This window comes from Streptomyces sp. NPDC090088 (genome assembly GCF_044747345.1).
In the GTDB taxonomy this organism is placed as follows: Bacteria; Actinomycetota; Actinomycetes; order Streptomycetales; family Streptomycetaceae; genus Streptomyces.
Genome location: NZ_JBIVDZ010000011.1, coordinates 384,553 through 396,776, shown reverse-complemented (window position 1 = coordinate 396,776; position 12,224 = coordinate 384,553). Strand labels below are relative to the sequence as shown.

General features: G+C 73.2%; 3 protein-coding genes. All 3 read left to right on the top strand.

All coding sequences use genetic code 11. The features are described from left to right. Nucleotides 1-258 precede the first annotated feature (258 nt). The 3 genes from ACIPSJ_RS44025 to ACIPSJ_RS44015 all read left to right on the top strand — a co-directional run bounded on the left by ACIPSJ_RS44025 (nucleotide 259) and on the right by ACIPSJ_RS44015 (nucleotide 12,224). The gene (locus ACIPSJ_RS44025; RefSeq protein ID WP_401354644.1) at nucleotides 259-2,139 is read left to right on the top strand and encodes a ricin-type beta-trefoil lectin domain protein; all 1,881 of its coding nucleotides are present in this window, start codon (nucleotides 259-261) and stop codon (nucleotides 2,137-2,139) included. 265 nt (nucleotides 2,140-2,404) lie between these two features. Further along, complete coding sequence (locus ACIPSJ_RS44020; RefSeq protein ID WP_401354642.1) at nucleotides 2,405-4,885, top strand: beta-glucosidase; 2,481 nt, start codon at nucleotides 2,405-2,407, stop codon at nucleotides 4,883-4,885. 529 nt (nucleotides 4,886-5,414) lie between these two features. After that, nucleotides 5,415-12,224: an SDR family oxidoreductase gene (locus tag ACIPSJ_RS44015; protein WP_401354640.1), complete on the top strand. Its 6,810-nt coding sequence runs from the start codon at nucleotides 5,415-5,417 to the stop codon at nucleotides 12,222-12,224.

The following is a 12,224-nucleotide window of genomic DNA, read 5'->3' as shown; positions in this document are numbered from 1 at the left end:
CGCCGCTGATTAACGCAGAGGCGGGGATACCGCCGGTAACTTATCTGAATTCCCGCGACTTTGAACTTGGGTCACCTGAACTTCTTGTTTCCTGTGAGGCCGGTGTGCGAAGGTGAGCCTCCCCGCGGGAGGGTCCAGAGGCCGGTGTGGCCGTAAGGCCGGTCCTTATGGGCTCGAAAAGGTACACACCAATCAGGCACTGCATTCCTCAGGGCGCCATTTCGTATGCCGTCCTGCGGCTCGGAAGGAAATGGTTCGGTGCAATCCCCCTACCCCCCACGCCCGCCTTACCCGCCTCGCCCCGGTTCGACCCCGGCGGAGTCCGACCGCGATCTCATCGCCCGTCTCACCGGAACCCCCGCCGAGCGCCACCACGCCGTCGCCCTGCTGCTGACCCGGCACTGGCGCGCCACCTGTGACTACGCCGTCGTCTGCCTCGCCTCCGCCACCCCCACCGCCCAGCTGGTGGCCAGCGCCGCCTTCGAACGGGTCCTCGGCCGGCTGGCCGGCGGCGCGGTCGGGGGCGCCCTCCGTCCGCAGCTGCTCGTGACCGTACGGGAGACGGTCCGCGCGTGGGCCGCCGACGAGGCCATTTCCGTGGTCGCACCGGAGCTGCGCAAAACCACCGGAGGCCGCGGACTCAGCGCCGCCAGACCCGGCACGCCGGAAAGGCGGCAACTCGCCGAGCGTGCTTTCCAGGCCCTTCCCGGAGCCTCGCAATGCCTCCTCTGGCACACCGAGGTCGAAGCCGAACCCATATACATACCAGCTGGTCTGTTGGGTGTCGACATCGATACCGCAACGACTGCCCTGGACCAGGCCCGTGAGCAATTGAGGTCCGGCTTGGTACGCGCCCACCGGGAACTCGCGCCCTCGAAGGAATGCCGCTTCTACAACCGGCTCCTCGACGTACCGATACGCCGGGGCGGCTCCTTGCTCCCCGATGTGCAACGGCATCTCACCGAGTGCCGGTACTGCCGGCACGCCGCCGAACAGCTCAGCCATTTCGACGGCGGCCTGGAGGTCCTGCTCGCCGAGACCGTGCTCGGCTGGGGCGCCCGCCGCTATCTCGACTCGCGGCCCGGCCGGGGCGCGGTCGTCGAGGCCTGGCCGGCCGCGGCCGAACCCGATCCCGCCGCCGCGCCGTCCGGCGGCCGGCACCGCACCGTCTCCGAGAGCGGGCGGCGCAAGGCGGTGGCGGCCGGCGTCGGCCTGGTCTCCCTCGCGCTGCTCGCCACCGTGCTCGTGGCGAAGAGCTGGTCGGACGACAACGGTGTCCCGCGCCCCGGCGCCACCACCTGGGGAGCCCCGGGCGGCAGTGCCCCCGGCGGCGGTGCCACCCGGCCCGGCCCCGCGGCCGACGCCCCCTCCTCCGCCTCTCCGTCACCGGCCTCCGCGGGCGAGCCCGTCGAGATCGCCCACGGCCGGCTGCGCAGCCTCGACGCCGGACTCTGCCTGGACGTGCGCGGCGGCCGGGTGCGGGAGGGCGCGGACCTGCGGCTCGCCCTCTGTGCGGACGCCGGGTCCCAGCAGTGGTCGTACCAGGACGACGGCATGCTGCGCAGCGCCCTCGACCCCACCCTCTGCCTCGCCGCCGACCCCGGCACGCGCAGTGTCGTGGTCTCCGGCTGTCTGGTGCACGCGGGAGAGGTGTCGTACGACCTGACGGTGCGCGGCGAACTCCTGCTGCGCTGGGACCAGGGCCTGGCGCTGGCCGCGGACGGCGCGCACGTGGTCGTGGCCGGGCGGAACGGGTCGGTGCGGCAACGGTGGGACCTGGACCCGGTCGGCGGGGGAGCGCCGGCGACGCCGGATCCCACGGGCTCCGCACCGGCACCCGCGCCGAAGCGGGACGCGCGGACGGACACCCCCGCACCCCTGCCGGTTCCGGGAGTCCCGCGCGAGGCGCCCGACGCGCGGCAGGAACCGTACGGCACCCGGATCGCCCAGGTCGGCTCCCACGGCCGCCCCGCCCCGGTCGCGCGTCCCGGACACCCGGGGGAGCCCGTCGCCCCGCTCACCGAGACGGCCTGCGCCGCCGTGGAGTCCGCGACGGGCTCCGTGGAGGACTCGGTCGCGGCCGCCCTGCCCGCCACCGTGACGGACCTCGTCGGCGGAGTGGGGGGCCTGCTGGGTTAGTCGGGGTCGGGAGTGACGGTTGTCGGAGGGCCACGCTGCGAAGTGGCCCTCCGTTTTCGTTTCTTGTCGGCTCGGGGGTGATTTCTGTTCAGATCGTTGACACGAGTCACCAGCGGATCTACGTTTCCGACGCGCCGGTGGTGCGAATGACGGGCCGTCAAGGTCCTGTGGCGGGTGTTGCGTTCACAGGCCGAACGCGGTCCGGGTGCCCGGGCGCTCTCGCGGTTCACATCGTCGTGCCCGCACACCGAAGGAGTGACGGCTCATGTCCGAAACCGTCTCCCGACGATCCGCCCTGCGTCTGACGGCCGGCGCCATCGCGGTCGCCGCCGCGGCCACCGGCGGACTCCTCCCGCTCACGCCCGCCGCCGCGGCCGGCAGACCCGGGGCCGGCGCCGGCCCCCGCGTCGAGCGGCTGATCGCCCGACTCACCCTCGACGAGAAGATCTCCCTGCTGCACGGGGCCACCGACCCCGGCTCGCTCGGCCAGGCCGGCTATGTGCCCGGAGTTCCCCGGCTGAACATCCCGCCCCTCAGACTCGCCGACGGCCCGGCCGGCGTCCGGATCACCGAGCACGCCACCGCACTGCCCGCCCCGGTGCTCCTCGCCTCCGCCTTCGACCCCGAACTGGCCCGCCGCTACGGCCAGGTGATCGGCCGTGAGGGCCGCGCCCTGGGCCAGGACGTGCTGCTCTCCCCGATGGTCAACCTCATCCGCACCCCCTACGCGGGCCGCAACTTCGAGACGTTCAGCGAGGACCCGCTGCTCGCCTCCGACCTGGTCGCCGCCGAGATCCGGGGCATCCAGGGCGAGGGCCTGATCGCGACCGTCAAGCACTTCGCCCTCAACAACCAGGAGAAGGACCGCAACTCGATCGACGTGCGGGCCGACGAACAGACCATGCACGAACTCGAACTGCGTGGCTTCGAGGCGGCGGTGGAGGCCGGCACCGGCGCCGTCATGGGCGCCTACAACAAGGTCAACGGCACCTTCGCCTGCGAGAACCCGACCCTGCTCACCGACATCCTGCGCGACCAGTGGGGTTACCGGGGCTGGGTGATGACCGACTGGTTCGCCGCGCACAGCACCGCCGCCGCGATCACCGCGGGCCTCGACATGGAGATGCCCGACGGAACCTACTTCGGTACGGCCCTCAAGTCGGCGGTGCAGAACGGCAGCGTGGCCGAGACCTACGTCGACCGCGCGGTCCGCCGCATCCTCTCGGTCATGGACCGCTTCGGCCTCCTCGACGGCAGCGCCCCGCCCCGCCCGGACCGCGACGCCGCGGCGGGCGCCGCGGTGGCCCTGGAGGTCGCCAAGGCCGGCGCGACCCTGCTGCGCAACGAGCGCGGCACCCTGCCCCTGGACGGCGGCGCCGTCGCGGTGATCGGACCGACCGGCGAACTCCCCTTCGTCAGCGGCGGCGGCAGCGCCCATGTCGTCCCCGACCACGCCGACAGCCCCCTCGACGCCATCCGGGCGCGGGCGCGCGGCACCGTCACCCACACCCTCGGCGAGGACCTGTTCGGCAAGGCGATCCCCGCCTCCGCCGTCAGCCCGGCCCTCGACAGCGAGGGGCAGTCGGTGGCGGCCGGGAAGACCTGGGAGTACGACGGCTCGCTCACCGTCGGCGAGGACGACGAGTGGACCTTCGTGCTGCACTTCTCGTCCGCGGCCACCGCCCGCCCCAAGGTCCTGCTGGACGGCGAGGAACTCTTCCCCCTCGCGGCCGGCTACGGCGAGTACTTCTCCGGCGGCCTGGTCGCCGTCGCCCCCGACGGCCTCGGCGTCCGCCGCAAGACCTCGCAACTCGCCAAGGGCGCCCACACGTTGAAGATCACGGCGGACGGCGGGGACGCCGGCCTGCTGTTCCGGCTGCGCCGGATCACCGGCGCGACCCGCGCCCAGGACATCGCCGACGCGGTGAGCGCGGCCCGGGCCGCACGCCATGTCGTGCTGTTCGCCTACGAGGACGCCACCGAGGGCCTCGACCGCACCACCGTCGCCCTGCCCGGCCACCAGGAGCGGCTGATCCGGGCGGTGGCCGCGGCCAACCCGCGCACCACCGTCGTCCTCAACACCTCGTCGTCCACCTCGATGCCCTGGCTGGCGCGGACCGGGGCGGTGCTCCAGATGTACTACCCCGGCCAGGAGGGCGCGGCCGCCACCGCCGCCGTGCTCTTCGGCGACAGCGACCCGGGCGGGCGCCTCACCCAGTCCTTCCCGGCCGACGACGACCACCATCCGGTGGCCGGCGACCCGCGCCGCTACCCCGGCGTCGACGGCACCGAGGAGTACTCGGAGGGCATCCACGCCGGCTACCGCTGGTACGACGCGCAGGGTGTACGGCCCCTGTTCCCCTTCGGGCACGGGCTGTCGTACACCTCCTTCGCCTACTCCGAACCCGGGACGCGCTGGACGCACGACGGCCTGGAGGTGACGTTCACCGTGCGCAACACGGGGCGGCGGACCGGGGTCGCGGTGCCGCAGGTGTACGTCGGACCGTCGCCCGACCTCCGACTCGACCAGGCCGTACGGGTGTTGGGCGGCTACCGGCGGCTGGTGCTGCGTGCGGGTGAGCGGCGCCGGGTGACCGTGCGGGTCGCCGCGCGCACCCTGTCGTCGTGGGACGCGCGCAGGCACCGCTGGGTGCTCGGCACCGGACGGCGCACCGTCTGGGTGGGGGCCTCGTCCGGCGACCTGCGGCTGCGCGCCGGAGCGCGGGTGGGCGGCGGCCACCGCTGAATTCCTGTCAATGAGCGGCCGGGGAGCGAGGGCTCTCCGGCCGCTTTACTTCAAGGGTTTACGAGAATTTTCCCCACTGCGTGTTTCATTTGAAGTAATACAGTTGGCGTCAGGTTTCTGTCAGCCTTGGGTCAGGGTTGGCGCCATGGCGTTCGGAACCGCTTTCCGGTGTGCCAGGATCGAGCCAGCGGACCGAAGTCATCCCGAATTTACAGAGCTGGGCGCGCCCGCACGGCGCGTTGCGCCGGGGTGAGTGCCCGGTGAATGGCCGGGGTGCTTTGACGGGCTTGTGTCGGTGTGGCGCCGGTGACCGGCGCGCCGAACGGCCGTCGATCCGAAGGGAATTGCCAGCTTTTTCGGCTCTTGCGGCGAATTCCCCGGGCTGGCCGAATCAATACTACCGGACGTCATGGGCCCCCTCCGTTATTGACCCGCGAGTAATGAACTCGCTAGTTTCCGGTGGCCTCACCCCGCGCTTTCCGCCGCACACATCCCCCACCGTGCTGTCCTCCCGATTATTCGGAGCATCATGACGTTGCCTGTGCGTGCCGTCGACCTGATCATCTGCATCACTCCTTTCGGGCAACCCGATGCCAGGCTCGCCGCGGCGGCCTGTGCCGCCGGCGGACTCGGCGTCCTCGACCTGGGACCCGGTGACCGAAGAACCCGGGAGGCGCTGACCCGGCTGAAACGGGCGGCACCGGGACCGTACGGCGTGCGGGTGGCCGCGGGCTGCGCGCTCACCCCGGCGGACCTGGGCCCGGCACCCGACACGGTCGTCCTGGCCGCCGACGCACCCTGGGACATCGCCCAACTCGCCTCGCTAACAAGGGTGTTGGTGGAGGTCACTGATCTGGACGCGGCGCGCGAGGCGGTCGCGGCCGGGGCGGACGGGCTGATCGCCCGGGGCGCCGAGAGCGGCGGCCGGGTCGGCGAGCTGAGCACCTTCGTCCTGCTCCAACAGCTGCTTGACGCGCCGGAGTTGGATGTCCCGGTGTGGGCCTGCGGTGGCATCGGGCCGCGTACGGCGGCCGCGGCTGTGGCGGGCGGCGCGGCCGGCGTGGTCCTCGACAGCCAACTGGCCCTGCTCGCCGAGTCCCGGCTGCCCGAGGCGACGGCCGCCGCGCTGCGCACCCTCGACGGCTCCGAGACCGTCGTCCTGGCCGGACACCGGGTACTGCACCGCCGCGGCCCGGACGCCGTACGGCCGCCCGCCGACGACCCCGCCGCGGTCGCCGCGCTGCTCGGCGCCGAGGATCCGCGCACCCAACTGCTGCCGGTGGGCCAGGACGGCTTCCTCGCCGCACGGTTCGCCGACCGTTGGGGCGATGTGCGCCGGACCGTACGGGAGTTGACCGCCGTGATCCGCACGGAACCGGGCGCCGCCGAGGCGCTGCGTCCCGCGACCTCCGCCATGAGCCACGCCCTCGGCACCCGGCTACCCGTCGCCCAGGGCCCGATGACCCGGGTGAGCGACCGGGCCGCCTTCGCCGCCGCGGTCGCCGATGACGGGGCGTTGCCCTTCCTGGCGCTGGCCCTGGCGGACGGTATCCGCACCCGCGAGATGCTGACCGAGGCCCGGGCCGTGCTCGATGGCCGGCCGTGGGGCGTGGGTGTGCTCGGCTTCGCTCCCGAGGAGCTCAGGAACGCGCAGCTCGAAGCGGTACGAGAACTGCGGCCCAGTCATGCGATTGTCGCGGGTGGCCGGCCTGCCCAGGCGGAGGCGTTGGAGCGGGCCGGGATCAGCACCTTCCTGCATGTGCCCTCGCCGGGGCTGTTGCGGCAGTTCCTGGAGGCGGGGGCCCGGAAGTTCGTGTTCGAGGGGTCCGAGTGCGGCGGTCACGTGGGGCCGCGTGCGAGCTTCCCGCTGTGGGAGGCCCAGCTCGCGGTACTGGAGGATTTCCCGGACGTCGAGGGTCTGGAGGTGTTCTTCGCGGGCGGTGTCCATGACGCGCGTTCGGCTGCGATGGTCGCCGCGCTCGCCGCGCCCCTCACCGCTCGGGGTGCGGCCGTCGGCCTGCTCATGGGCACCGCCTACCTCTTCACCGAGGAAGCCGTGGACCGGGGCGCCATCCAGCCCCTCTTCCAGCGCCAGGTCCGGGCGGCCACCTCCACCGCGCTCCTGGAGACCGCTCCCGGCCACGCCACCCGCTGCGTGCCCAGCCCGTTCACCCTCGACTACCACGAGCGCGAAGCCGATCTGCGGGCCGCCGGAGTGCCCGACCGGCGACTGTGGGAGGAACTGGAGAAGCTCAACGTCGGCCGGCTGCGCATCGCCAGCAAAGGCCTCGACCGGGACCCGGACAGCGGCCGACTGGACCGCGTCGACGAGCAACGCCAGCTCGACGACGGGATGTTCATGGCCGGCGAGGTCGCCGTGCTGCGCTCGGCGACCACCACCGTGGCGGCCCTGCACCACGCCGTGACCGACGGCGCGGCCGACTTCCTGGCGGAGCGGTCTGCCGGGGAGCAGCGGCCGGAAACGCCCGCGCCCGCGCCGTTGGACATCGCGATCGTGGGTATGGCGTGCATGTTCCCGCAGGCTCCCGATCTGGCCACGTTCTGGGCGAACGTGGTGGCAGGGCATGATGCGGTCACGGAGGTCCCGCCCGAGCGCTGGGATCCGGCTGTCCATCACGCCGAGGGCGGCACCACTTCGAAGTGGGGTGGTTTCCTGCCGCCGATTCCCTTCGACGCGTTGAGCTATGGCATTCCGCCCGCGTCCCTGGGGCATATCGAGCCGGTTCAGCTGCTCGCCCTGGAGGCGGCGCGGCGGGCGCTGGATGATGCCGGATACGGAGAGCGGGGGCGGGGGTTCGACCGCTCGCGCACCTCCGTGGTCTTCGGTGCGGAGGCGGGCAGCGATCTGTCGAACGCGGGCACGCTGCGGGCGGTGCTGCCCTCTTATTTCGGGAGGGTGCCGGAGGGGTTGGAGGAGCAGCTGCCCCGGCTGACGGAGGATTCGTTCCCGGGGATGCTCGCCAATGTCATCTCGGGGCGGATCGCGAACCGGCTGGATCTGGGCGGTGCCAACTTCACCGTGGACGCGGCGTGTGCGTCCTCGTTGGCGGCGGTGGATGTGGCGTGCAAGGAGCTGGCTGCCGGGACGAGTGATGTCGTGCTGTGCGGTGGCGCGGATCTGCACAACGGGATCAACGACTATGTGCTGTTCTCTTCGGTGCATGCGCTGTCGCCGACGGGGCGTTCGCGGGCTTTTGACGGCTCCGCGGACGGTATCGCGCTGGGTGAGGGTGTGGCGTGTGTCGTGCTGAAGCGGCTGGCCGATGCCGAGCGGGACGGTGACCGGGTCTACGGGGTGATCAAGGGGCTGGGTTCGTCGAGTGACGGCCGTTCCCTGGGGTTGACCGCGCCTCGTCCCGAGGGGCAGCGGGCGGCGCTGCTGCGTGCGTACCGCAGCGCCGGTATCTCCCCGGCGCGGGTGGGGCTGGTCGAGGCGCACGGCACCGGGACCGTCGTCGGCGACCGCACCGAACTCACCATTCTCAGTGAGGTGTTCGCGGAGGCGGGCGCGGAGAAAGCCAGTTGTGCGCTGGGCTCGGTGAAGTCGCAGATCGGGCACACCAAGTGTGCTGCCGGACTCGCTGGTCTGATCAAGACCACTCTGGCCCTGCACGCGGGTGTGAAGCCGCCCACCCTGCACCTGGAGCGGCCCAATGCGGCGTGGACCGAGGACGAGAGCCCGTTCGTCTTCCATACCGAGGCCCGGCCCTGGGCGGTCCCGGCCGCCGAACGGGTCGCCGGGGTCAGCGCGTTCGGCTTCGGTGGCACCAACTTTCATGTGGTGCTGGAGGCGTATGACGGCGCGGTGCCGCCGGAACAGGGCCTGGACGCCTGGCCCGCCGAGCTGTTCCTGTTCCGGGGGCGCGACGAGAAGGCCGCCCACCGGGGCGTCGAGGAACTGCTGCGGGCGGCCGAGTCCGGCTCCTGGCGGTTGCGCGACCTGGCGCTGGCCGCCGCCCGCCGTGCGGACGCCTCGCCCGAGCCGGTACGGGCGGCGGTGGTCGCGGACGACGTGGCCGGACTGGCCGGGCAGCTGCGGCGGGTCCTGGCGGGGGAGCGGGACCCGCGGGCCGGGATCCACTTGGCCGGCGCGTCCCAAGACGCGGACGCCAAGGTCGCGTTCCTCTTTCCCGGTCAGGGCAGTCAGCGCCCCGGCATGCTGGCCGACGTTCTGATCGCCTTCCCCGAGCTGCAGCACTACCTGCAACTGGGCCGGGTCCACGCCGACGCCCTCTATCCGCCCGCCGCCTTCGACGACACCACCAGGGAGCGCCGTCGGGCGGCCCTCACCGACACCCGGGCCGCCCAGCCCGCCCTCGGCATCACCGGCCTCGCCGCCCACGCCCTGCTCACGGCGGCCGGCGTCCGTCCCGACATGGCCGCCGGACACAGCTACGGCGAACTCGTCGCCCTGAGCGCGGCCGGCGCCCTCACCCCCGAGGCCCTCCTGGAACTCAGTGCCGAACGCGCGGCCGCGATCCTGGCAGCCGCGGGCGACGAACCCGGCACCATGGCCGCCGTGTCCGCCGGAGCGCACGACGTCGAGCGGGCGCTGCGCGCGGCCGGTGCCCCGGACGCCGTGGTTCTCGCCAACCACAACTCGCCGCAACAGACGGTGATCTCGGGTCCGACCGAGGAAGTCACCGCAGCGGTAAGGCTGTTGCGCGAGGCCGGTCTCGGTGCCAAGCGGATCCCGGTGGCTTGTGCCTTCCACAGCCCGGTCGTGGCCGGGGCGGGCGAGCGGTTCGCGGAGGTCCTGGCGGACACGGTCGTACGGCCGCCCGAGTTCCCGGTGTGGTCCAACCGTACGGCGGCTCCCTATGGCGACGACGCGGAGGCGGTGCGTGCCGGACTTGCGGCCCAGATCGGCTCGCCCGTCGTCTTCGCCGCTCAGATCGAGGCGATGTACGAGGCCGGGGCCCGGGTCTTCGTCGAGGCCGGACCCGGCAGCGTGCTCACCCGGCTCGTCGGGCAGATCCTCGGTGACCGCCCGCACACCACCGTGGCCTGCGAGCCCCGCGCCGACAGCGGACTGCGCGGCTGGCTCGACGCGCTCGCCCAATTGGCCGTCGCCGGCGTGCCGGTGCGCACCGCCTGGCTGCTGCACGGCCGTGACGCCGTGGACGCGCTGCGGACCCCGGCGCCGAAACGGCCCGGCTGGACGGTCGACGGACAGCTCGTGCGCACCGCCGCCGGTGACTTCCTGCCCGGTGCCCTGGCACCGGCCCGACGAGTCGTGGAGACGACGACTGTGACGAACCCGCCGCACGGCGCCCCGGCCGACCGGGACGCGCTGATCTCCGAGTTCCTGCGCACCAGCCGGGAGATGATCGCCGCCCAGCGAGACGTGCTGCTCACCTACTTCGGGGCGACCCAGGTGCCGGCGGCTCCGGTGCTGCTGCAGCAGCTGCCGCCGGCCGAAGCGGTCGTACCGCAGCCGCAGCCGCTGCCTGCCGCCCCGGTGGTGGAGGCCGGGCCCGAGCCCGAGGAGACGACCGACGTCGAGCGGGTCGTCCTGGAGATCATCAGCGAGCGCACCGGCTATCCCGTCGACATGATCGAGCCCGATCTCGATCTGGAGGCGGACCTGAGTATCGACTCGATCAAACGGGCCGAGATCGCGGGGGAGTTGGCGAAGCGGCTCGGGATCGCGGGCGGGGCGGAGACCCTGGACGACAGCGAGCTGGAGGAGCTGGCCAAGGCACGGACGGCGGCCGCCGTGACGGGCTGGCTGACGGCGCGGGTCGGCGGGCCCGCCGCCGAACCGGAGAAGCCCGTCGCCGGTGCGGCTCCGGTCGCGGCGCAGGAGCCCCTGGCCGCTGCCGCTCCCGTCGCGGCGGAGGAACCCCTCACCGGAGTGGCCCCCAAACGCTTCGAGTTGCGGCCCGTTGCCCTGGCACAGCCGGACCCGGCCGCCGACCCGGCCGCCGTGCTGTCCGGGCAGCGGTTCCTGCTCCTCGGGGAGCACCTACGGCTGGCGGAACGGCTCGCCGAGTACGGGGCCGAAGTCGTGACCGTCGACGCGGACCAGCTGCTCGGCGCGGCGGACGGGACCGTGGACGGGGTGCTGTACCTGGGCGCCCTGTCCGGCGGTGACACCCCCGTGCTGCCGGAGGCCTTCCCCGTGCTGCGGGCGGCCCTGGCCCGTGGTCCGCGCTGGCTGCTGGCCGCCCGGCCCGCCGACGGCGAGGACGCGGCGCGCTCTGCCGGGCTGCACGGTCTGTTCCGTACCGTCGCCCGGGAGTACCCGGACACGGTCGCCCGGGTGGTGACCCTCGGGGACGTGGCACCGGACGCCGTCGCCGACGCGCTGATCGCGGAGCTGCTGGCCCCGGAGCCGGTCCCCGTCGTGCTGCGCACGGCCGCCGGACGGCAGGGGCTCGAACTGGCCGAGGTGCCGCTGGGCGCGCTGGCCACCGGTGGTGCTGGTCCGGCGGGGGAGGGGGCCGCCGAGGCCGCCGCGCTCGGCCTGGACCGGGATTCGGTGGTGCTGCTGGTCGGCGGGGCCCGGGGGATCACCGCGACGTTCGCGGCCGGTCTGGCCGCTGCTTGCCGTTGCCGGATCGAGTTGCTGGGCCGGACCCCGGCGCCTGCCGGCCCCGAGGCCCCGGACACCGCCCATGCCCACACCCCCGCCGCACTCCGCGCGGCCCTCGCCGCCCGGGGCGGACTCAAGCCCGCCGAGGTGGGCCGCGAGGCTGAACTGATCCTCGCTCAGCGGGAGATCTCCGCGACCCTGGACGAACTTGCTGCCCTCGGCAGTGAGGCCCGCTACCGGGCTGTGGACTTCCGTGACCGGGAGGCCGCGCTCCAGGCCGTCAAGGAGATCCACGCCGATCACGGCCGTCTGGACGGGGTGGTGTTCGCGGCCGGGGTGATCGAGGACCGCCTGATCGCCGAGAAGTCGGCGGAGTCCTTCCAGCGGGTGTACGGGACCAAGACGGCCGGTGCCACGACCCTGCTCGCCGCGCTGGAGGAACTCCCCAACGGCCCCGGTTTCGCCGTGCTGTTCGGCAGTATCTCGGCTGTGCTGGGCAACCGTGGCCAGGCCGACTACGCCGCCGCGAATGACGCGTTGGAGAGTCTGGGCGCGCAGTGGGCGGAGCGCGCTGGGAGCCGGGTGCTGACCGTGCACTGGGGGCCCTGGGCGCCTGTCGGCGGTCACACCGGGATGGTCAGTCCCGAGCTGGGGCGCGAGTACGCGCGGCGCGGGGTGCGGCTGATCGATCCCGCCGAGGGCGCTGCCGCGCTGCTGCGGGAGCTGGCCTGGGGCGAGCCGTCCGTGCGGGCCGTCGTCTACACCGCTTCGGGCTGGTGA

Coding starts and splice junctions, on each gene's coding strand:
- ACIPSJ_RS44020 (WP_401354642.1), top strand. CDS start 2,405: ATGTCCGAAACCGTCTCCCGACGATCCGCCCTGCGTCTGACGGCCGGC.
- ACIPSJ_RS44015 (WP_401354640.1), top strand. CDS start 5,415: ATGACGTTGCCTGTGCGTGCCGTCGACCTGATCATCTGCATCACTCCT.